This window comes from Spirilliplanes yamanashiensis, assembly GCF_016863475.1.
GTDB classification, from domain to species: Bacteria; Actinomycetota; Actinomycetes; order Mycobacteriales; family Micromonosporaceae; genus Spirilliplanes; species Spirilliplanes yamanashiensis.
The window spans coordinates 79,274-101,629 of the sequence record NZ_BOOY01000003.1 but is presented as its reverse complement, the minus strand read 5'-3'; the positions used below and the strand labels follow the sequence as shown (position 1 = coordinate 101,629).

The 22,356-nt window shown below is 75.7% G+C and carries 27 protein-coding genes; 11 read left to right on the top strand and 16 right to left on the bottom strand.

What is annotated here, in order from left to right; translation table 11 throughout:
• Positions 1-9: 9 nt before the first annotated feature.
• Entirely contained in the window at positions 10-192 is a 183-nt protein-coding gene (locus Sya03_RS02655; RefSeq protein ID WP_203936511.1) for a hypothetical protein, read from the bottom strand.
• A gap of 167 nt (positions 193-359) precedes the next feature.
• On the opposite strand from Sya03_RS02655, the gene Sya03_RS02650 reads away from it, so the two are divergent.
• Together Sya03_RS02650 and Sya03_RS02645 are read left to right on the top strand one after the other, a co-directional pair.
• Entirely contained in the window at positions 360-1,028 is a 669-nt protein-coding gene (locus Sya03_RS02650) for a PIG-L deacetylase family protein (RefSeq protein WP_203936510.1), read from the top strand.
• Entirely contained in the window at positions 1,021-1,599 is a 579-nt protein-coding gene (locus Sya03_RS02645) for a flavoprotein (RefSeq protein ID WP_203936509.1), read from the top strand. Before Sya03_RS02650 ends, Sya03_RS02645 begins: the two co-directional genes overlap by 8 nt.
• On the opposite strand, the gene Sya03_RS02640 is transcribed toward Sya03_RS02645, so the two are convergent.
• Both Sya03_RS02640 and Sya03_RS02635 read right to left on the bottom strand, forming a co-directional pair.
• Positions 1,579-2,595: a hypothetical protein gene (locus tag Sya03_RS02640; protein ID WP_203936508.1), complete on the bottom strand. Its 1,017-nt coding sequence runs from the start codon at positions 2,593-2,595 to the stop codon at positions 1,579-1,581. The two genes, Sya03_RS02645 and Sya03_RS02640, sit on opposite strands and share 21 nt — an antisense overlap.
• Positions 2,596-2,609: 14 nt before the next feature.
• Positions 2,610-3,503, bottom strand: a complete 894-nt coding sequence (locus Sya03_RS02635; protein ID WP_239107073.1) for an EamA family transporter — start codon at positions 3,501-3,503, stop codon at positions 2,610-2,612.
• 69 nt (positions 3,504-3,572) lie between these two features.
• Here Sya03_RS02635 and Sya03_RS02630 point away from each other — a divergent pair, with 69 nt between their 5' ends.
• Positions 3,573-4,424: a LysR family transcriptional regulator gene (locus Sya03_RS02630; RefSeq protein ID WP_203936507.1), complete on the top strand. Its 852-nt coding sequence runs from the start codon at positions 3,573-3,575 to the stop codon at positions 4,422-4,424.
• On the opposite strand, the gene Sya03_RS02625 is transcribed toward Sya03_RS02630, so the two are convergent.
• On the bottom strand, positions 4,421-4,984 hold the full coding sequence (locus Sya03_RS02625) for a histidine phosphatase family protein (protein ID WP_203936506.1): 564 nt from the start codon (positions 4,982-4,984) through the stop codon (positions 4,421-4,423). The genes Sya03_RS02630 and Sya03_RS02625 overlap by 4 nt on opposite strands.
• Before the next feature lie 191 nt (positions 4,985-5,175).
• On the opposite strand from Sya03_RS02625, the gene Sya03_RS02620 reads away from it, so the two are divergent.
• Together Sya03_RS02620 and Sya03_RS02615 are read left to right on the top strand one after the other, a co-directional pair.
• Positions 5,176-5,394 (top strand): CbtB domain-containing protein, encoded by a 219-nt coding sequence (locus Sya03_RS02620; protein WP_203936505.1) that lies wholly within the window; start codon positions 5,176-5,178, stop codon positions 5,392-5,394.
• Positions 5,395-5,408: 14 nt separating this feature from the next.
• Positions 5,409-6,146 (top strand): CbtA family protein, encoded by a 738-nt coding sequence (locus Sya03_RS02615; protein ID WP_203936504.1) that lies wholly within the window; start codon positions 5,409-5,411, stop codon positions 6,144-6,146.
• On the opposite strand, the gene Sya03_RS02610 is transcribed toward Sya03_RS02615, so the two are convergent.
• From Sya03_RS02610 to Sya03_RS02595, 4 genes are all read right to left on the bottom strand, one after another.
• The gene (locus Sya03_RS02610) at positions 6,143-6,802 is read right to left on the bottom strand and encodes a M15 family metallopeptidase (protein WP_203936503.1); all 660 of its coding nucleotides are present in this window, start codon (positions 6,800-6,802) and stop codon (positions 6,143-6,145) included. The two genes, Sya03_RS02615 and Sya03_RS02610, sit on opposite strands and share 4 nt — an antisense overlap.
• The gene (locus tag Sya03_RS02605; RefSeq protein ID WP_203936502.1) at positions 6,799-7,914 is read right to left on the bottom strand and encodes a D-alanine--D-alanine ligase family protein; all 1,116 of its coding nucleotides are present in this window, start codon (positions 7,912-7,914) and stop codon (positions 6,799-6,801) included. The genes Sya03_RS02610 and Sya03_RS02605 overlap by 4 nt, the downstream gene beginning before the upstream one ends.
• Positions 7,911-8,933, bottom strand: a complete 1,023-nt coding sequence (locus tag Sya03_RS02600; protein ID WP_275411420.1) for a threonine ammonia-lyase — start codon at positions 8,931-8,933, stop codon at positions 7,911-7,913. The genes Sya03_RS02605 and Sya03_RS02600 overlap by 4 nt, the downstream gene beginning before the upstream one ends.
• 1,106 nt (positions 8,934-10,039) lie before the next feature.
• A complete protein-coding gene (locus Sya03_RS02595; protein ID WP_239107072.1) occupies positions 10,040-10,393 on the bottom strand; it encodes an STAS domain-containing protein in 354 nt (117 codons plus the stop codon).
• 350 nt (positions 10,394-10,743) lie between these two features.
• Here Sya03_RS02595 and Sya03_RS02590 point away from each other — a divergent pair, with 350 nt between their 5' ends.
• Positions 10,744-11,658: an AraC family transcriptional regulator gene (locus tag Sya03_RS02590; RefSeq protein ID WP_239107071.1), complete on the top strand. Its 915-nt coding sequence runs from the start codon at positions 10,744-10,746 to the stop codon at positions 11,656-11,658.
• A 24-nt stretch (positions 11,659-11,682) separates the two neighbouring features.
• Here the strand turns inward: Sya03_RS02590 and Sya03_RS02585 are convergent, their stop codons facing one another.
• Positions 11,683-12,003, bottom strand: a complete 321-nt coding sequence (locus Sya03_RS02585; RefSeq protein WP_203936498.1) for a hypothetical protein — start codon at positions 12,001-12,003, stop codon at positions 11,683-11,685.
• A 326-nt stretch (positions 12,004-12,329) separates the two neighbouring features.
• Here Sya03_RS02585 and Sya03_RS02580 point away from each other — a divergent pair, with 326 nt between their 5' ends.
• Complete coding sequence (locus Sya03_RS02580; RefSeq protein ID WP_203936497.1) at positions 12,330-12,509, top strand: hypothetical protein; 180 nt, start codon at positions 12,330-12,332, stop codon at positions 12,507-12,509.
• 3 nt (positions 12,510-12,512) lie between these two features.
• On the opposite strand, the gene Sya03_RS02575 is transcribed toward Sya03_RS02580, so the two are convergent.
• The 5 genes from Sya03_RS02575 to Sya03_RS02555 all read right to left on the bottom strand — a co-directional run bounded on the left by Sya03_RS02575 (position 12,513) and on the right by Sya03_RS02555 (position 16,584).
• A complete protein-coding gene (locus tag Sya03_RS02575; RefSeq protein WP_203936496.1) occupies positions 12,513-14,027 on the bottom strand; it encodes a molybdopterin-dependent oxidoreductase in 1,515 nt (504 codons plus the stop codon).
• A 1-nt stretch (position 14,028) separates the two neighbouring features.
• The gene (locus Sya03_RS02570) at positions 14,029-14,667 is read right to left on the bottom strand and encodes a fasciclin domain-containing protein (RefSeq protein WP_203936495.1); all 639 of its coding nucleotides are present in this window, start codon (positions 14,665-14,667) and stop codon (positions 14,029-14,031) included.
• A gap of 84 nt (positions 14,668-14,751) precedes the next feature.
• The gene (locus tag Sya03_RS02565; RefSeq protein ID WP_203936494.1) at positions 14,752-15,171 is read right to left on the bottom strand and encodes a DUF4383 domain-containing protein; all 420 of its coding nucleotides are present in this window, start codon (positions 15,169-15,171) and stop codon (positions 14,752-14,754) included.
• 76 nt (positions 15,172-15,247) lie between these two features.
• Positions 15,248-15,997, bottom strand: a complete 750-nt coding sequence (locus tag Sya03_RS02560) for an anti-sigma factor (protein ID WP_203936493.1) — start codon at positions 15,995-15,997, stop codon at positions 15,248-15,250.
• A complete protein-coding gene (locus Sya03_RS02555; protein ID WP_203936492.1) occupies positions 15,994-16,584 on the bottom strand; it encodes a sigma-70 family RNA polymerase sigma factor in 591 nt (196 codons plus the stop codon). The genes Sya03_RS02560 and Sya03_RS02555 overlap by 4 nt, the downstream gene beginning before the upstream one ends.
• A gap of 207 nt (positions 16,585-16,791) precedes the next feature.
• On the opposite strand from Sya03_RS02555, the gene Sya03_RS02550 reads away from it, so the two are divergent.
• Together Sya03_RS02550 and Sya03_RS02545 are read left to right on the top strand one after the other, a co-directional pair.
• On the top strand, positions 16,792-18,780 hold the full coding sequence (locus Sya03_RS02550) for an Hsp70 family protein (RefSeq protein WP_203936491.1): 1,989 nt from the start codon (positions 16,792-16,794) through the stop codon (positions 18,778-18,780).
• On the top strand, positions 18,764-20,095 hold the full coding sequence (locus Sya03_RS02545; protein ID WP_203936490.1) for an Hsp70 family protein: 1,332 nt from the start codon (positions 18,764-18,766) through the stop codon (positions 20,093-20,095). Before Sya03_RS02550 ends, Sya03_RS02545 begins: the two co-directional genes overlap by 17 nt.
• On the opposite strand, the gene Sya03_RS02540 is transcribed toward Sya03_RS02545, so the two are convergent.
• Both Sya03_RS02540 and Sya03_RS02535 read right to left on the bottom strand, forming a co-directional pair.
• Positions 20,061-20,549, bottom strand: a complete 489-nt coding sequence (locus Sya03_RS02540) for a DUF2243 domain-containing protein (RefSeq protein WP_239107070.1) — start codon at positions 20,547-20,549, stop codon at positions 20,061-20,063. The two genes, Sya03_RS02545 and Sya03_RS02540, sit on opposite strands and share 35 nt — an antisense overlap.
• A gap of 28 nt (positions 20,550-20,577) precedes the next feature.
• A complete protein-coding gene (locus Sya03_RS02535; RefSeq protein WP_203936489.1) occupies positions 20,578-21,471 on the bottom strand; it encodes a Gfo/Idh/MocA family protein in 894 nt (297 codons plus the stop codon).
• A 52-nt stretch (positions 21,472-21,523) separates the two neighbouring features.
• On the opposite strand from Sya03_RS02535, the gene Sya03_RS02530 reads away from it, so the two are divergent.
• Together Sya03_RS02530 and Sya03_RS02525 are read left to right on the top strand one after the other, a co-directional pair.
• Entirely contained in the window at positions 21,524-21,880 is a 357-nt protein-coding gene (locus tag Sya03_RS02530) for a hypothetical protein (protein WP_203936488.1), read from the top strand.
• Positions 21,880-22,302, top strand: a complete 423-nt coding sequence (locus tag Sya03_RS02525) for a hypothetical protein (RefSeq protein ID WP_203936487.1) — start codon at positions 21,880-21,882, stop codon at positions 22,300-22,302. Before Sya03_RS02530 ends, Sya03_RS02525 begins: the two co-directional genes overlap by 1 nt.
• The last annotated feature ends 54 nt before the right edge of the window (positions 22,303-22,356 follow it).

Sequence of the window (22,356 nt, the reverse complement as noted above, 5' to 3'; positions counted from 1 at the left end):
GCCGCCGTCTCAGCAGCCGCAGCTCGTGCAGCTGGCGCAGGAGCAGGAGGCGCAGGAGCACCCGCAGATGGTGCCGGCCTGGATGGTGACGGCGTCCAGCTCGTCCTCCATCATCGTCTGGACCAGGTCCTCCCAGGAGGCGTCGGTGACGTCCTGGGCGTCGAGGTCCAGCGTTGCGTGCTGCTCGGGCATGGTGTCTCCCTGGAGGGTAGGGACCGGTGCGGCGATCACGCTGCGGAATTATCGAGCGCGCCGCATAAGACCGAACCATTGGTGACCATACATGTCAAGATTCTCACGTATGGTAGGGAACGCATCGACCGAGCGGGGGTGTGATGACAGTCGAACCAGGCGCGAAAGTGCTGCTCTCACCGCATCTGGACGACGTGGCGCTGTCCTGCTTCGGCGCGCTGGCCGGCGGCGTCGCGGCGACGGTCTTCACGGCCTCGCCGGCCCGCCCGGGCGTGCTGTCCGCCTGGGACGCCGACTGCGGAGCGTCATCGTCCCGCGACCTGATGGCGGCCCGCCGGGCCGAGGACGAGGCGGCCGCGGCGCTCGCCGGCGCCACCGCCCGGCACCTCGGTTTCGCCGAGCAGCACCACCGTGACGAGCCGCTGGACGTCGCAGCGCTCACCGCCGGGCTGGCCGATCTGACGGCCGGCGCGGCCGAGGTGTGGGTGCCGGCGGCGGTCTACGGCAACCCCGACCACGCCACCGTGCGTAGCGCGGCGTTCGCGGCGCTGGCCCGCGCGGCGGTGCCGTCGGTGTGGCTGTACGCGGAGTACCCGTACCACGTCTACCTGACCCGGTCCGGTGAGGACCTGGCGTCGTGGTTCGCCCGCCGGGTGCCCTCGGCCGACCCGGAGCCGGTGGTGCGCACCCTGACCGGCGGCGAGCTGGCCCGCAAGCGCGCGGCGGTGTCCTGCTACGCCTCGCAGCTCGGCCCGCTCGACCGCACGCTCGGCGGCCGGCTGCTCGACGACGACCTGCTCGGGGTCGAGTACGCCTGGCGGGTGCGCCGTGGCTGAGGCCCCCGAGCTGGGGGTACGCCGGCTGCTGCTGATCGGCGCCGGCGCCCTCAACGTGGCGTTCCTGCCGTTCTGGGTCACGTGGCTGCGCACCGCGTACCCGGAGCTGGAGACCCGGATCGTGCTGACCCGCACCGCCCGGCGCTTCGTCTCCGCCGAGGCGCTGGCGGCGCTGTCGCACGGCGAGGTGCACACCGACGAGTGGCCCGAGGGCGGCGGCGCCCGGCACCTCGAGTGGGAGCGGTGGGCCGACGGGATGGCGGTGTTCCCGGCGACGCTGCACCTGCTGGGCCGCCTCGCCAACGGCCTGGGCGACTCCCCCGCCCTGCTGGCGCTGCAGTGCACGACCGCGCCGGTGGTGCTGGCCCCGGCGCTGCCGCCGGGCGGGTGGGAGTCGCCCGCGGTGCGGCGGCACGTGGCGCTGCTCAAGGAGCGGCCGAACGTGGCGATCGTGCCGCCCCGGCCGGGGCCCAGCGCGACGACGGGCCGCGACGACGCGTGGGTGCCGGCGCCGTTCCCGACGGCGCTGATGTTCCTGGAACGCTGCCGGTCAGGCCTGCAGGAGCCGTAGGCAGCGGGCGGCGACGGCGTCCGCGTCCCCCCACGCCAGGGCGCCGGCGGCGGGCGGCTCCGCGCGGACGGCGGCGGTCACGCCGGCCCACAGCGCGGCCGGGCTGTCGCCCGCGTCCAGGGTGGACACCAGGCCGGCCCGTTCGAGCACGCCGAGCCGGGCGTGCACCCCGGCGCTGAGCCGCCCGGTGCGCACGGCCACCGTCGGCACGCCGTGCCGGGTCAGCTCGCACACGGTGAACCCGGCGGCGTCGGCGAGCACCACGTCGGCGGCCCGGAACCAGCGCTCCGGCTCGTCGCTGACCCCGGCGTAGGTCACCCGGTCGTCGCCGTCGCCGTCCGCGAGCACCACCAGCCGGTCGCCGGGGGCGGCGTGCGCCCGCCAGGCCGCGGCCACCAGGTCCGCGATCGCGCGGGCGTCCGGCCGGTCCGGCATCCCGCCGAGGGTCAGCACCCCGGTGAACGCCGCCGCGTCCAGCCCGAGCGCGGCGCGGGCGTCGGCGCGCGGCAGGTCGAGCGGCGCCACGATCGGGCCGCTGAACGTGACCGGCACGGTGATGTCCGGCGGCAGCGGGTGCGCGTCGGGGAAGTCGGTGACGACGATCTCGGTGGCCTGGTTCATCGTGCGGTCGAGCGCGGGGAGCCCGATCTCGCCGTAGAACCAGTCGGTGAGCAGCACGCAGGGCGTGCGCAGCACCCGCCGGCAGATGGGCAGCGCCCACATCACCTCGTCGACGACCACCAGGTCGGGGCGGGGCAGGCCGGTCAGGTGGGCGAACACCGCCCGCCCGGCCGCCTCGCCCGTGTCGCGCTCGTCCGGGATGCCCAGGTCGGTGAAGGCGACGCCGCGCCGCCGGTAGTACTCGGCGCCGGTGCCGGACGCCGCCAGGTGCAGGTCGAGCCCCGGGTCGGCGCGCCGCATCGCCTCGACGACCAGCAGGTCGCGGGCGGCGTGGCCGAACCCGTGCCCGCGCGTGATGAACGCGACCCTCGCCATCGCGCCATGATCGCCTACGCGGCCACGCGCCGCCCACCCGACCGGACCGCGCCGATGCTGGCCACCACGACCAGCCCGACGGCGGCCAGCTCCGACCAGGTCAGCGCCTGGCCGAGGATCACCAGGCCGGCGCCCGCCGCGATCGCCGGGCCGAGGCTCATCAGGACGGCGAACGTCGCCGTCGGCAGCTGCCGCAGCGCGATCAGCTCCAACGTGTACGGCAGCACCGACGACAGCAGCGCCACGGTCAGGCCGAGCGCCAGCACCGGCGGCTCCAGCAGCGCCGTGCCGGCCCCGGCGACGCCCAGCGGCAGCGTCAGCACGGAAGCCACCACCATCGCCAGGGCGAGCCCGTCCGCCTTCGGGAACCGGCTGCCGGCCCGGGCGCTCAGCACGATGTAGCCGGCCCAGAACGCGCCCGCCACCAGCGCGAGCGCCGCGCCCAGGGGCTCCAGCCGGTCGAAGCCGCTCTGGCCGAGCAGCAGCACCCCGCCCAGCGCCAGCACCGCCCACAGCCACGCCGACGCCCGCCGCGCCGCCACCACCGACAGCACCAGCGGGCCCAGCACCTCCAGCGTCACGGCCGCGCCGAGCGGGATCCGCTCGATCGCCGCGTAGAAGATCGTGTTCATGCCGGCCAGCACGGCGCCGAACGCCACCACGACGCCCCAGTCGGCGCGGCTGCGGCCCCGGATCGCCGGCCGGCAGACCGCCAGCAGCAGCACCGCCCCGAACGTCAGCCGCATCGCCACGACCGGCCACACCCCGGCCTGCGGGAACAGCGACGCCGCCACCGCCGAGCCCGAGTGCACCGAGAATCCGGCGGCCAGCACGAGCCCCACGCCGCTGAGGCTGGTCCGCGGGCGGCCGGGCGGGGCGGTCACGGGCGCGGTCGTCGTGGCGGTCACCCCTGCGACGCTAGGCAGTCGCGGCCGAACCCGGAAATGCCGGTTCCGCCGCGGTTATGCTCGCCACGCATGACCATCGAGCTGCGCCACCTGCGGGCCTTCCTCGCCATCGCCGAGGAGGGCAGCCTCACCCGGGCCGCGGCCCGCCTGCACCTGACGCAGCCCGCCCTGTCCCGCACGCTCGCCCAGCTCGAACGCCACCTCGGCGCCCGGCTCGTCGACCGGTCCACCCACCACCTGGCGCTGACCGAGCCGGGACACGTGTTCCGGGCCCGGGCGTACCTGGCGGTGGCGGCCGCCGACGAGGCGCTCGACCCGGCCCGGCTGGGCACCTGGCCGCTGCGGGTCGGGCACGCCTGGTCGGCGCTGGGCGCGCGCACCACCGCGCTGCTGCGCCGCTGGCGCGAGGCGCACCCGCAGGTGCCGCTGGAACTGCTGCGCATCGACGACCGCAGCGCCGGGCTCGCCCAGGGCCGGGTGGACGTGGCGGTGCTGCGCAGCCCGCTCGGCGGCCCCGGCATCACCGTGGAGCCGCTGACCACCGAGGACCGGCTGGCCGTGGTGCCCGCCGACCACCGGCTCGCCGCCGCGCCGGCGCTGCGGCTGGCCGACCTGATCGGCGACCCGCTCGCCGTCAACCCCGTCTCCGGCAGCACCACCCTCGACCTGTGGCCGCGCGCCGCCCGGCCGGTGTCCACCGTCGCCGTCGCCAACACCGACGACTGGCTGTCGGCGATCGCGGCGGGCCGGGCCGTCGGCGTCACCACCACGGCCACCGCCGAGACGTACCCGAACCCCGCCGTCGCGTACGTGCCGCTCACCGACGCGCCGCCGGTGACCGTGCTGCTGGCGTGGCGCGAGCCGCCCGGGCACCCCACCGTCGCCGCCTTCGTGGCGCTGGCCCGCGACGTGGTGCGCTAGATCGGCGCCGCGACCGCGCGGACCGTCCAGCGGTCGCCGTGGCCGCGCAGCACCGTCCGGGTCAGCGGCGGCACGTCCAGGCGCCAGAAGCCCGTGTCCGGCGCGTCCAGCGCCGCCAGCACCAGCACCCGGATCACCGCCGGATGGGTGACCGCGAGCGTGCCGCCCGACGACTCCGGCAGCCCGGCCGCCCACGCCGTCACCCGGGCCCGCACCTGCGCCACCGACTCGCCGCCCGGCGGCGCCACCGCCGGGTCCGTCACCCACGCCGACACCGCGTCCGGCTCCGCCGCGGCCACCTCGTCGAGGGCGCGGCCCGCCCAGCGGCCCGGGTCCGCGTCGCGCAGCGCCGGCTCCACCTCGGCCGTCAGCCGGAGCGCCGTGGCGGTGGCCCGGCAGCTGCGCGCCGGCGACGTCAGCACCCGGTGCAGCCGGCCGAACGACGCGCCCGCCAGCGCCGCCGCGTCCGCCTGGCCACCCGCGTCGAGGGGCTCGTCGCGCGGGAACGCCGCCGCGCGGACGGCGGCCGTCGCGGCGTGGGAGATCAGGACGAGGCGCACGTCACCCCCTGTGACGCCGGTTGACACGGGATCGAGGGCAACCGTAGCGTCCCGCGTACAGCGTGACGGTTGGACGGAAGCCGGTGAGAGCCCGGCACGGTCGCGCCACTGTAACCGGACCAGCGCCGGGAGTCAGACCCTCCGACCGTCACGGCCACCGCACTGGGACGCGTGATCCCGAGGAGGTCCACATGACGCACCCGACTGTCTCCGCACCGGCCGTCGCACCGGTTCCCGTCGCCATCCCGTGGCGCACCCTGGCCCCCTGGCTCGCCTTCGCGAGCGTGCTCGGCGTGGTGCTGCTCTACTTCGTGGGCGCCGAGCAGGGTGTGCTCAGCGTCATCGCCGGCGAGACCGTGCACGAGTTCGTGCACGACGGCCGGCACCTGCTCGGCTTCCCGTGCCACTGAGCGGCGCCCCGGCCATGACGGTCCGCTCGCTGCTCGTCAAGGGCATGCTCGTCGGCGCCGTCGCCGGCGTCGTCGCGTTCCTGGTCGCCAGCGTGTTCGGGTCCGGCCCGGTGCAGGCCGCCATCGACTTCGAGTCGGCCACCGCCGGCGGGCACGACCACGGCGACGAACTGGTCAGCCGCGCCGTGCAGAGCACCGTCGGCCTGGCCACCGCCACGATCGTGTACGGGCTGGCCATCGGCGGCTTCTTCGGCATCGCGTTCGCCATCGCGTACGGCCGGATCGGGCGCTTCTCGCCGCGGGCCACCGCGGCGCTGGTCGGCCTCGGCGGCTTCGTCACCACCGCGCTGGTGCCGTTCCTGAAGTACCCGGCCAACCCGCCCGCCACCGGCGACCCGGCCACTCTCGACCAGCGCACGGTCCTGCACCTGCTGATGATCGTCATCGCCGTCGGCGCCGCGATCGTCGCGGTCAGCCTCGGCCGGTCGCTGCGGGCCCGCCTCGGCGACTGGAACGCCACCCTCGCCGCCGTCGGCGCGTACGTGCTGTTCGTCGGCGCGGTGCTGATGCTGCTGCCGTCGGTCGAGTCGGTGCCGGACGGGTTCCCCGCCCTGGTGATGTGGGAGTTCCGGCTGTCGTCGCTCGGCACCCAGCTCGCCGTGTGGGCCACCCTCGGCCTGGCGTTCGGGGCCCTCGTCGAGCGCGCCGCCGCCCCCGCCACGCCGCGGGAACGGGTCGGCGCGCCCTCCTAGCGGATCGCGTCGGCGGCCGGGCGCACCGGCCCGTACCGGGTCGCCGGCGCACCCGTGAGCAACGCCCAGTACCGGTCGCCGTACGACCAGTGCCACCACTCCGTCGGGTAGTTCACCAGGCCCGCCCCGCCCAGCGCGTCGGCCAGCAGCCGCCGGTTGGCCCGCGCCGCCGCGCTGATGCCCGGCGCCGCGAAGAAGCAGGCGTCGCCGCTGGCCTCGGGCGTCGCGTCGACCGGCGTGCCCAGGTCCAGCTCCACCCCGTCCGTCGTGCACAACGTCAGGTCCACGGCGCCGCCGGTGCCGTGCGGCATCACCTCGACCGGCGACACGAACTTGCTCGTCTCCACCGCCAGCCGCGCGTCCGTCCACTCCGGATGCGCCGCCCGCAGCTCCGCCCGGTACGCGGCCACGATGGCCTCCTGCGCCGCCACCGGCCGGTACCCCTCCACCACCAGCAGCCGCACCCCCACCGGCAGCGTCGCCTGCGCCGCGATCAGCCGCTCCACCACGGCCGCGCGCAGCAGCGCGTACGTGCCGGCCGGGTCCGCGGCCCGGCCGTCCAGCAGCAGCTCCGGCACGTCCCGCAGGTCCACCAGCGGGTCGCCGTCGTCGGCCGACGGCACCGCGGCGACCCGCGGGTCGGACAGCAGGATCACCGGGTCCTGCCCGCGCGCAGCTCCTGCCGCTCGAACGCCAGCCCCACCAGCCGGTCGACCAGCTGCACGTAACCCAGCCCCGCCACCGCCCACACCTTCGGGTACATGGAGTGCGCGGTGAACCCCGGCATCGTGTTCAGCTCGTTGACGTACAACCGCCCCGCCGCCTCGTCGTACAGGAAGTCGACCCGGGCCAGGCCCCAGCCGCCGACCGCCCGGAACGCCGCCACGCTCAGCTCCCGCACCCGCCGCTCCACGTCCTCCGGCAGCACCGCCGGGACGATCATCGGGTCGCTGTCGCCGAAGTACTTCTGCTCGTAGTCGAACCAGCCGTTCGCCACGGTCACCTCCCCCACCGGGGACGCCTCCGGGCGCAGCCCGCCCAGCACCGAGCACTCGATCTCGCGGCCCGTCACGCCCTGCTCCACGATCACCGCGGAGTCGTACCGGAACGCCAGGTCCAGCGCCGCCGCCAGGTCGTCGCCGTCCGCCACCCGGGAGATGCCGATCGACGAGCCCATGTTGGCCGGCTTCACGAACAGCGGCCGCGCCAGCCCCGCCACCAGCGGCTCCGCGTTCCCCGCCGCGGCCTCCCACTGCGCCACGTCCAGCCACACGTGCGGGGTGACCGGCACCCCGTCGGCGAGGAACGCGCGCTTCATGGCGACCTTGTCCATACCCACCGCCGACGCGGCGATCCCACACCCCACGTACGGCACGCCGACGCTCTCCAGCACACCCTGGATCACCCCGTCCTCCCCGAACGGGCCGTGCAGCACCGGGAACACCACGTCCACCTCGGCCAGCACCTCGGCGCTGCCCGGCGCGCAGAATACGGCCCGGCCCCGCTCGGCGCCCGCCCGCAGCTCCACGTCCGCGCCGGTCACCTCCAGCCGGTCGTCGATCGCCCGGGGCGGCGGCGGCTGGTCGCGCAGCTTCTCCAGCACGTCACCCGGCACCAGCCGGAACCGCCCGTCCCGGTTGATCCCCACCGCGACCGGCTCGTACGCGTCCCCCGTGAGGGCGCGCACCACCCCGAGCGCAGAGGCGCACGAAACGTCGTGCTCGGCCGAGGGGCCGCCGAACAGCACGGCGACGCGGGTCCTTCTCATGACGCGGCAACCTCCAGGTCGACACCCGACAACAGCCGGGCGACCACGCCCGGCTCGACGTTCCCGCCGGTCAGCACCACGCCGACCGAGCGGTACCGGCCCGAGGCCGCCACCGACAGCGCACCGGCCAGACCGGCCGCGCCCGACGGCTCCACGAGCAGCTTGGCGTGCAACAACAGCATCCGGAACGCGGCCGCGATGGCGTCGTCGCCCACCCGCACCACCCCGGCGAGCCGGTCCCGGACCACCTCGAACGGCAACCGCCCCACACACGACGGCCGCAACCCGTCGGCCAGCGTCACCCCGGGCACCACCACCGTGCGCCGCCCCGCCTCCAGGCTGCGCGCGAGCGAATCACACCCGACCGGCTCCACCCCGTACACGTCGACGCCGCGCCCCTCCGCGGCCAGGCACGCCCCGGCGACACCCCCGCCCCCGCCGACCGGCACCACCAGCGCGTCGACGTCCGCGTCCGCCAGCAACTCCAGACTCGCCGTGCCCTGCCCGGCCACCACGTCCGGATGGTCGTACGCGTCCACGACCGCATACCCCAGCCGGTCCCGCACCTCGTCGACGACAACGTGCCGCTCCTCGGCGGTGGCGCCCCCCAGCACCACCCGGGCCCCGTACTCCCGCGCCTTCGCCACCTTGCCCGCCGGCGCATCCGCCGGCAGCACCACCGTGGCCCCCAGCCCGTGATCCCGGGCCGCCATCGCCACCGCCAGCGCATGGTTGCCGGTGCTCTGGCACACCACCCCCGGATGCGCACCGCCCTCGGCGACCCGGCTCACCGCCCGCAACGCCCCGCGCACCTTGTACGAGCCGCTGCGCTGCAGACTCTCGGCCTTCAACAGCACCGGCACCCCCGCCGCCGCATCGATCACCGGCGACCGCAGAACCGGCGTCCGCACCACCCGCCCCGCCAGCCAGACCCCGGCCCGCTCCACGTCGTCCCGGGTCGGCACACCGGCCACCATCGCCCCCATGCCGCCCCGTCCCCCGCCACCGCTGTCGATCACGGCGCTGAGTGTGGCAAGCACACGCACCCCCGCGCGTCTGCCGAACGACGGTCCCTCCTCTGCCATTCGGCCGAGTCTTCAGGTTTCAAAGCCGGCCCGATTTTCTTGCCGGGTTGTCGTGGTCAGTGGTGTTCCGTGGGCGGGGTCCGGGCTGGTCAGTGCTTGTTTCCCTGCGCCGGGCCGGCGGTTTCCCGGGTCGCGGTGGTCGGTCGGGGTGGGATGTCCGTAGTGACGGAGTGCGGGGACTCCGGACATCACCGGCGGGGTGGAGGTTGGCACTTTCGGTCAGCGATGGGGGTGTATCGGGCTGCCTCTTGGTGCGGGCGGGACCTCCTCGGCCGGTTCCCGCGCAGCTCCGCCTGCCATCTGACCACGCAACCCGCTACTTCTCGTGGCCGAGCCACTACCACCCGGGACCTGGTGGCGGGGCCACGCGGCCCGGAACCCTGAGCGGCTGGACTACGGCACAGCCCGTCACCACAGCCTGCTGAGCCGTGCCATCCCTGAACCCGGAATGGCAGCGCCACGACCTCCGCGGGTGTCGGAGCTACAGCTGCCACGGCCGGGGGTGACAGCTACGACCCCTCCCCACCCGACGTGGCCAAGCGAGACCCACGCCGACCCAGGTGGCCCGACCACCCCACAACCCCCGTGGTCAAGCTGGGACCACCCCGAACCCCTCAGGTGGCCGAGCCGAGGCCCCCCAACCCCAGGTGGCCGAGCCGAGACCCCACGACCCAGGTCGCCGAGCTTAGGCCCCCACAACCGACGTGGCCGAGCTGAGACCACCCCACAACCCGAGGTGGCCGAGCAAGAACACCCCACAACCCCACGTGGCCGCGCCCAGACCGTCCCACAACCCACCTTGGCTGGGGTTTGACCTTTGCGCTGCTGAGTCTCTGGCCTTCGCTTCGCTACGGCGGGGTTTTGCCGCCTTGGTGTTCGTGCCGGGAGCCTTCCGGGGACGAGCGGCTGCGCCGCCGTCTCCTCAGGCTCCCGGCACGAACGCGGCAAAACCGACTCGCGGGCGGCTCGTGGGCTGCGTCGCCACGCTCCTTGCACACCTTCGCGTGGCCGGCTGGTCAGTCGGCGGCCGGCGGGTGGTGTCAGTCGCGGAGGGCTACCGATGTGTACGGGGTGGGGGGTTCGGCGCAGCCGAGGAGGCCTACCAGGCCGCTGACCCAGAGCTGGCGGTAGACCGTGGGGCTGGGGTGGGTGACGGCCAGTTTCACGCCGCTTGCCGCCGCCGTGTGGAAGCAGGCCACCAGGATGCCGATGCCGATGCTGTCGATCAGCATGACGCGCTGCAGGTCGAGGCTGATGCGCGGTGGCGTGCTGCGGGTGAGGACGTCGTTCACCGCGTCCCGCATCACGTGCGCGTTGTCCAGGTCGATCTCGCCGCTCGGGGCGATCTCGACGGTGCCGTCGGCCAGTTGGCGCGTGGTGGTCGGCAGATACACGACTGCCCTCTTCCTGGCGCCGCCCGAAGGGCGCCGAACCGAGCCGCGGGGGGACTGCGCGGCCCCGGTGGGGGTGCGCCTGTGACGCCGGAAGGGGCGCCGGACAGTAACCGCGTCCATACAACTACCGCTTGTCAGCAAGTTACGCCAACCGAGCGGCTGACACCAGGCTGGACGATCCGCGTCGCTTGTGCCTTATCGGTCAGTTCGTGCCACAAACGTTGACGACGTCCTGTGCGAAGCAAAATACTCCCCGTATGCGTGACGGCACAACACGCGTGGGTCCTGTCGCCGGCGCGGAGCCCTCGTTTCACCGATTCGCGGACCTCGACGCCACGCGGGCGAGCGAGATGTTGCGGCGGTTCTACTCGCCGGTGGAGATCGGCGTGGCGGAGGACGCGGGGCCGTGCCGGATGTCGAGCAGCGTGCTGCGGCTGGGGCCGCTGACCGTGGGGCAGCTGTCGTTCGGGCCGGAGACGCGGCTCGACGCGGAGGCGGTGGCGGGGTACCACGTGACGTTGCCGCTGGCCGGCGAGTTGTGGACGCGGCACAGCGACACGTCGGTGGTGGCGTTGCCGGCGCGCTCGGCGGCGGTGTTCCGGGCGGGGCACCCGGTGGAGTCGTTGCACACCGCCGGGATGAGCGAGCTCGACGTCAAGATCGAGCAGGGGGCTCTGGAGGACGAGCTGGAGGCCCTGATCGAACGGCGGGTGCAGGGCACGATCGACCTGGCGGCGGCGATGGACGTGTCGAGCGGGCCCGGGCGCACCTGGGCGCAGCTGATGCGCCTGCTGCGCGACGAGGGCCAGGACGGCACGGGGCTGATCTACCAGCCGCTGATCGCGGACCGGCTGTGGCGCAGCGTGCTCACCGGGCTGCTGATGGCGGTGCCGCACCGGTACTCCGACGCGCTGGCGCGCCCGGTGCGGCCGGGTCCGCCGCGGGCGATCCGGCGGGTGGCGGACGCGATCCAGGCGGAGCCGCACCGGCCGTTCACGGTGCGGGAGCTGGCGGAGCTGGGCGGGATGAGCGTGCGGTCGCTGCAGGAGGGGTTCCGGCGGCACCTGGGCGCGACGCCGATGAGCTACCTGCAGCAGGTCCGGCTGGCCCGCAGCCACGAGGCGCTGCTGCACGCCGACCCGCAGTGCACGACGGTCGCCGCGATCGCGCACCGCTGGGGGTTCACGCACCTGGGCCGGTTCGCGCAGGCCTACCGGGTGCGGTACGGCGTGCACCCGTCGGCGTCGCTGCGCGCCGACCGCTGAGCCGCAGGCGGGAGCGCCGCCGGGTCACTCGCCGGGGTCGCCGCGCAGGCGCTTCGCGACCGCCGGCTGGGGGGCCGCGACGCTGTCGAGGACGTGGCCGCGCGGCGGGCACCAGTCGCGCCACGGGCCGAGGCGCTGGGGGTACGCGGTGGCCTCGCCGTCGCCGGAGCCGCGCAGCTCGCGCAGGTAGCTGAGCACCCGTTCCGCCGCGTCGGAGCCCTCCGCGGCGAGCATCCGCAGGGCGGCGTCGCCGGAGTCGCCGTGCAGCCGCACGTACGCGCTGAGGCTCGCCAGGGCCTGCGCGACCTGCCGTGCGTCGCGTTCCATGTCCGAGAGATCGCTCATGTCGCCACCTCGTTGCATGCCCCGTGCGATGGACCCGCCGCCTGCAGCGCCCAACGCCGTTCCGGCCGTCCGGTGGGGCCGAGACCGGCGACCGCCCGGACACGCGTAACCATCCATTGCATGAACGAACGGCCGACGCGCTGCCAAAAATGTAGGGGAACGATCACACTGCGTCGATCCGCTCCGCGCATGGGCTGTCCGCATCGCGCAGCGCCGTCTGCGGGCCGGCCGCCCGGGCATGCCTGACGGGCCGGGCGGGTAGAGAGGTGGGCCTCTGCTTCGCACGCACGACGCCCACCGTAGCGCCCATCCACTGTGGAGGAATCATGAGCGAGCTGCCGCAGCCGCCGCTGGAGGAGTCGCCCGAGGTGGCGGCCGCCGTCGACGACGACACCACCGTGTCGGCGTTCATCACCGGCGGCGGGCCGGACGAGGACTCCCCCGAGTTCCAGGAGCCCGGCGGCGCGCCGGAGTCCACCCCCGCGGTGAACCCGGACGTGCCGTAGGCGTCAGGAGACCGTCACGGTGACGGTGTGCCAACCTGTGGCGCCGTCGGGGAACGGGGTGGCCCGGTCGGCGGTCTGCGTGTCGTCGCGGGCGTCGGTGGCGCGCACCCGCAGCGAGTGCGGGCCGGCGGTGGCCTGCCAGGCGAAGCGCCACTGGACCCAGGTGTCGACGGACGGCACCGGCAGCAGCTCGGCGGGCTGCCACGCGCCGCCGTCCACCTGCACCTCGACCCGCCGGATACCGCGGGTCTGGGCCCAGGCGACGCCCATGACCTGCACGGTCCCGGCGGTGAGCTGGGCGAACGGCAGCGGCCGGTCGATCCGGGACGCGGTCTTGACGGGCCCGTCGGCGGCCCAGCCGCGCTGCACCCAGTACACGTCGACGTCGGCGAACCGGGTCAGCTCCAGCTCGGTGAGCCACTTGCAGGAGCCGGCGTAGCCGTACAGGCCGGGCGTGAGCATGCGCACGGGGAAGCCGTTGGTGATCGGCAGGGGCTCGCCGTTCATGCCGACGGCGAGCATGGCGTCGCGGCCGTCGAGCAGGGCGGCGACGGGCGTGCCGATGCTCATGCCCTCGACGGAGCGGGCGACGAGCTGGTCGGCGCCGGGGCGCACGCCGGCCTCGCGCAGCAGCGGCGCGAGCGGCACGCCGAGCCACTTCGCGGTGCCGACGTAGGGGCCACCGACCTCGTTGGACACGCAGTTCAGCGTGATGTGCCGCTCGATCAGCGGGCGGTCGAGCAGGTCGGCGAAGCTGAACGTGGCGGGCTGGTCGACCATGCCGCCGAGGGTGAGCCGCCAGCTGTCCACGTCGATGCGGGGCAGCGTGAGGGCGGTGTCGACGCGGTAGAAGTCCGCGTTGGCGGTGACGAAGCCGGGCCCGACGCCGTTGGGCAGCGGCGGCGCGGCGTCGGCCGCGGCGGGCAGGTCGATCGCCTGGCGGGCGGCGGTGATCGCCCCGCCGCTGCGCCGCCGGAGCAGCAGCGCGCCGCCGCCGGCCGCGCCGGCGCCGACGACCACGGCGGCGGCCAGGAAGGCGCGCCGGTCGAACCCGGCAGGCGCCGCCTCGGCCTCGGCGACGGGGCGGGAGTTCAGGAGGAGCAGCAGGGCGCCGGCGGCGACCACGCCGCCGGCGAGCGACGGTACGGCGTCGGTCCAGCCCGCGGTGGGCCGGGTGACCGCGGCGGTAGCGCCGATGAGGCCGAGCAGGGCGCCCGCGGCCAAGGCGTAGCGCCGGTGCCGGCGGGCGAGGATCCCGGCGGCCGCCGCGAGGACGGTGAGCAGGACGGCGATGCCGGTGAGCAGCAGCGGCTTGTCGGCGGAACCGACGGTGCGGACCGCGAACTCCTTGAGGGGGGTCGGCGTGGCGTCGATGACCGTGGCGCCGACGGCGACGACGGGCCCGGCGGCGGGCCGCCAGGAGGCGGCCACCAGTTCGGCGACGGCGACCCCGGCAGCCACGCCGAGGACGCCGAGCCCGGCCGCGACGAGGCGGCCGGGCCGGCGGCTGTCGGTCATGTCAGCTCTTCGGCATCAGCACGGTGTCGACCAGGTACACCGTGGCGTTGGCGGTCTGCACGTTGCCGCACACGACCATGGAGTTGCCGTTGACCTTCCAGTCGGTGCCGCTGCCGGTCACCTCGAGCTCGGTGCCCTGCAGGGTCTTGTGGGTGCCGCCGACGCTCATCGGGTCGAGCTTCTCCGGCACGACGTGGTAGGTCAGCACCTTGGTGAGGGCGGCGTTGTCGGCGAGCAGCGCGTCGAGGTCGGCCTTCGGCACCTTGCCGAACGCGTCGTTGACGGGCGCGAAGACGGTCAGCGCCTGGGCGTTGTTGAGGTCGTCGACCAGGTTGGCCTTCTTGACCGCGGTGACCAGCGTGGACAGCAGCGGGTTGCCGGAGGCGGCGGTGGCGACCGGGACGGCCGACATGGCCTGGAAGCTGCCGGCGTTCGACGGGTCGGTGGGCACGGCCGAGCAGGCGGCGCCGAACGGCTCGGTCATCGACGGGGCGGCCGAGCTGGCCATGGGGGCGGCCATGGAGGTGGCGGGCGCGGCCGGGGCGGCGGCGTCGTCGGCAGCCTCGTCGCCACCGCAGGCGGCGACGGAGAAGGCGAAGAGCGTGGCGGCGGCGATGGCCGTCAGTTTGGTGGCACGCATGGGACATTCCTCTCGAACGATGATGACAGGAGTGATTCGGTGCGAACTGGGTGCCGGATGGGTGCGGCCGGAATAAATCTGCGATCAGTCCCGGTCGAACCCGAGGCCCGCGGCGGTCAGCGCCAGCCCGAGCACGAGGTGCAGCACGTTGTCGGCGTCATTGAGCGCGACGACATTGGCCGGTGTCCCGACGAGGAACAGCCCGGCCACGAAGAGCAGCAGGTAGAGCAGGCCGATCACGGTGTTGGCGCGCTTGGCCTGGCGGCTGCCCACGATGGCGGCCGCGACCATGGCGGCGCCGGCCGCCAGGTGGACGACGTTGTGCAGGACGTTCACCTGGAAGAGGCCGGCCAGCTCGCCGCCCTCGGTGCCAGCCGGGTGATGTCCACCCGAGACGAAGAACCCCGCGAGGCCGACGAGCACGAAGACGGCGCCGAAGGCCACGGCCACGAGGCTGTTGAGCTTGTGACCGGCGACGACGCCGGACCCCGTGTGACTGGCCATGACCGAACCTCCGGATGCAGACGCCCGTTTGGCGGCTTACATCCTTAATTCGGAGCGGTCCGGGTGCCGGACAGGTTCAGACCAGGGAAAGTTTCGCCAGCACCTCGGACGGCGTCTGCGAACCGGTCGCGACCTCCTCGGTCACGCCGATGCCGGCGTTGCCCGCCAGGCCCTCGACGACCACCGTGGACGCGGCCTGCCCCGCGGGCAGCACCGTGCCGGGCAGCGCCTTCTCGTCGCGGATCAGCCACAGCTGGAACGCGTGATCCGACGCCGGCGCGGCCGCCGCGGACACCGTCAGCACACCGGCGTTGTGGGTCGGCGACATGGTCATCGTCACCCGGCCGCCGTCCGACATGCGCACCGTACGGGTCTGCGCGTCCGGGGCCGCCAGGATCGCCTGGATCCGGGACGCCTCGGCGCGCGCCGCCGCGGCGACCGCCCGCTCGTCGCGTACCCGCTGCTCCTGGATGGCCCACGTGGCCGCCGCCGTGCCGACGGCGAAGATGGACGCGGCCGCGGCGCCCGCCGCGAAGCGGCGCCAGCGCGACACCGCGACCACCGGGTCCGGGCCGGGCTTCGGCACGGCCGGGCCGACCTGGCGGGTGCGGGCGATCCGGTCCATGACGTCGTCGCGCAGCCGCGGCGGCGGCACCGACCACGTCGGGTCGGCCAGCCGGGCCGCGGCCTCGCGCAGCTCGGCGACCTCGGTCGCGCAGCTGTCGCAGTCGGCCAGGTGCCGGTCGAAGGAGGCGCGCTCGATGTCGTCCACCGCGTCGAGCGCATAAGCGCCGGCGAGCGCGTGGATGTCCGCCGCGGTCGTCATGCCGTCACCCCCAGGCAGTCACGCAGCCGGATGAGACCGTCACGCATCCGGGTCTTGATCGTCGGCAACGCCGTGTCCAGCAGCTCCGACACCTCGCGGTACGAGTTGCCGCCGTAGTACGCCAGCGTGATCGCCTCGCGCTGCAGCTCGGTCAGGCCCTTCAGGCAGCGGCGCACCTGCTGCTGCTCCAGCCGGGTCATCGCCTCGTCGACCACCTCGTCGAACGGGGTGCCGGCGGAGGCGGCGCCGACCCGCGCGGCCCGGTCGGCGGACGCCTGCTCCGAGCGGACCCGGTCGACGGCACGGCGGTGCGCGATCGTGAAGATCCAGGAGGTGGCGGAACCGCGGGCGGTGTCGAACCGGGCGGCGGTGCGCCACACCTCGACGAGCACCTCCTGGGCGACCTCCTCGGCCTGGGCCGGGTCGCGCAGCACCCGCCGGGCGAGCCCGTACACGCGGGGCGCGACCAGGTCGTACAGCCGGCGGAACGCGTCCTCGTCACCCTTGGCGACCAGCCGGAGGAGTCCCTCGGGGTCGGGGGGAGCGGGCGCCACCGAACCACGCAGGTCCGGATCCAACTCGGCCATCTCGCCGCCTCCCACTCGGTGACACCGCGCAGCGGTCTCCGACGGCTGCGCCGGTGATTCGGCGCGGCCGGGCCGCCGGATGGGCGTGAGCTGCCTCACCGCCCAGGCGTCGGTTCGGGCACCGTCGGCACCCCGCGCTGGACGTGCGACAGGCCCTCACGGACACTATCGCCGAGATTGACGACCGACGCTGTGGGAGTACCGGAAATGGCCGAGCCGATCCTCGCGGTCGACCTCGGCGCCGTCACGTCCGCGGCCGCCATCGTGGCCCAGCGGCGGACGGCCCTGCTGCGCGACCCGTTCACCGCCGCCAACGCGTGGCCGTCGTCCGTCCTGGCCGGTGACGCGGGCGTCCTGGCCGGCACCGCGGCCGAGCGCCGGCGCCGCGCCGAGCCCGCCCGGTACGCGCAGGGCCCGCGCCGCGCCGTCGACGCCCAGGCCGCCCTGCGCCTCGGCGACCGGGAGCTGACCGGCTCGCAGGCGCTGACCGCATACCTGTCCACGATGGCCGAGGAGGCGCACGAGATCTACGGGTCGCCGCTGGCCCGCCTCGTGCTCACCGTCCCCGCCGCGTACGGGGTGCCGGACGCCCGCCGGGACACGATGATCGCGATCGGCGAGGCGGCCGGGTTCGGCGAGGTCGAGCTGATCACCGACGCGGTGGCCGCCGCGCTGGACCCGCAGACCACCCGGGACCTGCCGGACGGCGCGCTGGTGCTGGTCGGCGACCTCGGGGCGACGTGGACGGTCGCGCTGGCCGCGCTCGACCCGGACCGGCCGCGGCTGCTCGCCGTGCGCACCGGCTCCGGCGGCGCCGACCTGGACGCCGCGCTGTTCGCCGACCTGCGCGCCCGCGGCCGCTCCTGGCTGGAGCCGATGCTCGCCACCCCGGGCGACGCCGGGCGCCGGGCCCACCACGACGCCCTCGACCTGGTGCGCCGGCTCAAGCACCGGCTGTCGACGGCGGACCGCGCCGACGACCGGCTCAGCCCCGTCTCCCCCGCGTACGGCCTGGACCGCGCCGAGCTGGCCGTCGTGGCCGCCGGCGCTCTGCGCGGCCTCGTCGCCGGGTGCCGCCAGGTGCTCGCCGACGCCGGCGCGGCCCCCGCCGACGTGGCCGCGGTCGTGCTCGCCGGCGGCGGCGCCCGCATGCCGATCGCCACCGCCGCGGTGCGCGACGCGCTCGGCCAGGTCCCCCGCTGCGCCGCCGAGCCCGAGTTCGCGGTGATCCGGGGCGCGGCCCGCTGGGCCGAGCGCACCGACGAGCGCCGGCTGCCCGCCCTCGCCCCCGGCTGGCGGCGCGAACCGGTCGCGTGGGCGGTGCCCGGCGGCACCGGGCAGCTGCTGCGCTGGACCGTCCCGCCCGGCGAGGTCGTCGCGGCCGGCACCCCGCTGGCCGAGGTGCGCACCCCGGACGACCTGGTGCACGAGCTCGTCGCCCCGCGCGACCTGGCCCTGGCCGGGACGCTGCCCGCGCCGGGCGCCCGGGTCGGCCCGCTGGTCGCCGTCGACGCGTCCCGCGACCCGGCCGCCCTCGCCGGGGACCCGCCGCCGCTCGCCCACCGCTGGGAGTCCGGCGAGGAGTGGCTGCTCACCCCCGACCGGCGCACCCTGCTCGCCTGCGGGCCCGCCGCGGTGCGCACGCTGCCGCTGGACGGCCCCGAGTCGGCGTTCGCCGCCCCCGCGCCGGGCCGCGTCCACATCGACCCCGACGACCGCCCGGTGCTGGTGTGCTGGGACGCCGACGGCGTGGCCGTGTGGGACGTCGGCACCGGCAAGCTCGCCGTCCGGCTGCCCGACGCGGGCGGCGCCACCGCCGTGCTCGTCGACGAACAGCGGTGGCGGCTCGCCGCCGAGGTCCCCGGCCGCGTCACCGGCCGGTACCGGCGCAGCGTCGTCACGTTCTGGGACCTGCGCACCGGCGAACGCCTCGACCGGGTGTCCGACGTGGCCTGGCGGCGGCACCACCCCGGGTACGCCGAGCGCAGCACCCGCGACGCGTTCGCCCCCGCGGCCACGCACGGCCCGCTCGCCGCCGTCGCCTCCGCCGCCGGAGTGCGCCTCACCGTCGGCGGGGTGACCGCGCTCGACGAGCCCGCGCCCGGCGCCGCCGTGGCGTTCTGTCACCTCGGCACCCGCCTGCTGGTCCGGTCCGAGCACGAGGGACGGAGCCGGGTCGATGTCCGCCACGTCTGAGCCGCCCGCCGCGCGCCCCTGCCTCGTCGTCGACCTGGGCGACGACGCCTGCTCCGCCGCGCTCGTCACCGGCGGCGTCGCCCACCTGGTGCCGGAGCCGGTCAGCGGCCTGTACCGGTGGCCGTCCGCCGTCTACTGGGACGGCCGGCAGATGCTCGTCGGCACCCTCGCGCTGCACCGGCGGCCCGCCGACCCGGGCGGTTTCGCGGCCGGCTTCAAGCGCGCCCTGGCCAGCCCCGAGGCCCAGCCGCTCGGCGGGGCCCGGTTCCGGCCCGTCGAGCAGGTCGCCGCCGTGCTGACCGCGCTGCGCCTGGAGGCGTGCCGGCTGGCCGGCGAGGAGCTGGACCGGGCCCTGCTCACCGTGCCCGCCGGGCAGCCGCCCGGCGACCCGCGCCGCGGCTGGCTGGTCGCCGCCGCCGAGGCCGCCGGGTTCGCGACCGTCGAGCTGCTGCCGGAGCCGGTCGCGGCCGCGCACGCGCCCGTCGCCGGGCCCGGGCTCGCCGAGGGCGACCTCGTTCTGGTGTACGACCTGGGCCACAGCGGCTGCCAGCTCGCCCTGGTGCGGATCGGCGCGCACGCCCCGCAGGTCCTCGGGTTCGCCGAGGCGTCCGGCTGCGGCGGCGGCGACCTCGACGAGCTGCTCGCGGCCGGCGTCGCGCGGCTGCCGTACGCGGCCCGCCTCGGCGCCGCCCCCGAGTGGCGGGGCCCGGCGCTCACCGAGTTCGCCCGGCGGCTGCGCCACCAGCTCAGCGACGCCGACCTCGTCGAGGACTGGCTGCTGCCGGACGCGCCCGCGTACCGGCTGTCCCGCGCGGAGCTGGCCGAGATGGCCGCGCCGCTGCTGGACCGCACCGTGCACGCCGCCCGGCACCTGCTGGCGCGGCTGCACGTGCCCGCCGACCGGGTCGCCACCGTGCTGCTGGCCGGCGGCGGCGCCCGCCTGCCCGCCGCCGTGGACGCCCTGTCGCGCGCGTTCGGCCGCCCGCTGCGCCGCATGGAGGACCCGGAGCTGGCCACCGTGCGCGGGGCCGCCCGCTGGCTGCTGCACGCCGCCCCGCGCCGCGTCGCCGCGGCCGAGCCCGCCGGCCGGGCGGTGCCGCTGGCGTTCGCGGTGCCCGGCGGCACGGCGCGGCTGCTGCGCTGGCTCGTCGCGCCGGGCGGCGCGTTCGCGGCCGGGCAGGCGCTGGGCCGGGTGCGGCTGCCCGACGGCGCCCTGTGGGACCTGACGGCCGCGGCCGACGGCACGCTCGGCCCCCAGCTCGTCGCCGAGGGCGCCGAGGTCAGCGCCGGGCAGTGGCTGGCTCTCGCCTCCTGACCGACCGCCGGTACAGCGCCCAGCCGCCGGCCACCAGCAGCGCCCCGAACGCCAGGAACGCCAGGTCCCACGGCAGCGGGTTCGCCACCTCCCGCACGTGGTGCACCTGCAGCACGTGGTGGTCGACGACGCCCTCGACCAGGTTGAACAGCCCCCAGCCGGCCAGCACCAGCCCGGTCAGCCCGTGCGGGCGCCCGCGCAGCCGCTTCGCCAGCAGCCACACCCCGGCGAACACGGCGACCCAGGCGGCGGCGTGGAACAGCCCGTCGGCGACCGTGTTGGCCTGGAGCCCGGCCAGCGTCGTCGTCGGGTACCGCTCGGTGTGCGAGAGCATGTGGTGCCACTGGAGGATCTGGTGCAGGACGATCCCGTCGACGAACCCGCCCAGCCCGGCCCCGAGGAGCAGGCCGGGCAGGACGAGCGACGGCGGCCGGTCCGCATCGATGTCGGTCACCGCGTCGGCGTACCCGCCGGGCGGGGCGTCACACCTCCAGGGTGCGGCCGCCGCGCGCCGACGCCTCGGCCGCCTGGAGGATCTTCGTGACCTCGGCGCCGAACCGCACGTCGCACGCGGGCTGGGCGCCGCCGCCGGCCGCCGCGATCAGCTGGTCGATCGCCGCGCCGAACGCCTCGACCACCGCGTCGGACCGGGCCGGCAGCTCGCGCTCGCCCGCCTCGCCGAACAGCACCGCCGAGCTGCGCTGCGCCGCCGGCGCCGCGTCCACCGACAGCGCCAGGTGGGTGACCTGGCCGGCGGTGTGCCGCAGCAGCACGTGGGTGGAGTTGCCCGGCCCGGACATGGCCGTGACGGCGGCGACGGGGCCGAGCACCGGCAGCACCATCGACAGCGCGTGCGGGCCGACGTCCCACAGGCCGCCGTGCTCGCGGCGCCACGGCGACGCGCCGAACGGGTTGCCCGGCTCGAAGATCGACGACACGTGCTCGACGCGCGCCTCCTGCCAGCCGCCCACGGCCGCCGCCTCGCCCAGCGCCGCCTCGATCTCCGGCATGAACCGGTTGGTGAAGAACACCACCGACGCCAGGCCGCGGGCCGTCACCTCACCGGCCAGCTCGTCGGCCGCGCCGCTGGTCAGCGCGATCGGCTTGTCCAGCAGCAGGTGCTTGCCGGCGCGCGCGGCGCGCGTCGCCAGCTCCGCCTGCACCTCCGGCGGCAGGGCCACGGCGACGGCGTCGACCGCGTCGAGCAGGGCGTCCAGGTCGGAGAACGCGGGCACGTCGTGCCGCCGGCCGAGCGCGGCCGCCTTGTCGGGGTTACGGCCCCAGATGCCGGCGAACTCCGCGTCGGGGTGGGCCGCGAGGCCCGGTGCTTGGGTGAGGGCGGCCCAGGGGCCGGTGCCGAGCAGACCGAATCGCATGACGACCACCCTAGGCGCTGTCCCGGCGGGCGGTGATCAGTACGCTGGCGGCGTGAACGGCGTCCTGTCCACGGTCACGATCGTGGCGTCCCTGGCCCTCGCGCTGTGGTACCTGGTGCTGGCCGTCCTCAACCGGGCGCCCGGCCGGGCCGCGCTGCTCGCCGCCCTGGGCCTGTCCGCGCTGGTGCTCGTGGTCACCGTCGCCGCCGTCGTCTGGCTGGCCACCGGCCACCGCCCCACCGACACCGTCGTGTTCGTCGGCTACCTCATCACGTTCGTGGCGGTGCCGCCGACCGGCTTCCAGCTCGCCCGCATGGAACCCACCCGGTGGGGCTCGGTGATCCTCACCGTCACCTGCCTCACCGTGCCGGCCCTGGTGCTGCGCCTGCAGCAGATCGCGAGCGCCTGATGGCCGAGCGGGCGACCCGCCCCCGCGACGCCGCCCTCGGCAGCGGCCCGGGCCGCGCCCTGCTCGCCGTCTACCTGGTCTTCGCGGTGTCCGCGGGCGCCCGCGCCGGGGTGCAGATCGCCACGAAGTTCGACGAGGCCCCGGTGGCGTACCTGCTGTCGGCGCTGGCCGCCGCCGTCTACCTGGCGGCGTCGTTCGGCCTGGCCACCGGCGGTCGCACCGGGCGGCGCATCGCCCTGGCCGGCTGCCTGGTCGAGCTGGCGGGCGTGCTCGTGGTGGGCACCCTGACGGTCACGGACGCGGCCGCCTTCCCCGACGACACGGTGTGGTCGCACTTCGGCAGCGGCTACGGCTACATCCCGGTCGTCCTGCCCCTGATCGGCCTCTACTGGCTCTGGCGCAACCGCCCCGGAACCGACTGACGGCCCCGGCTCGCGCCGCGTCGCTGTCGTCCGCCCGAGGAGGACGAGGGCGAA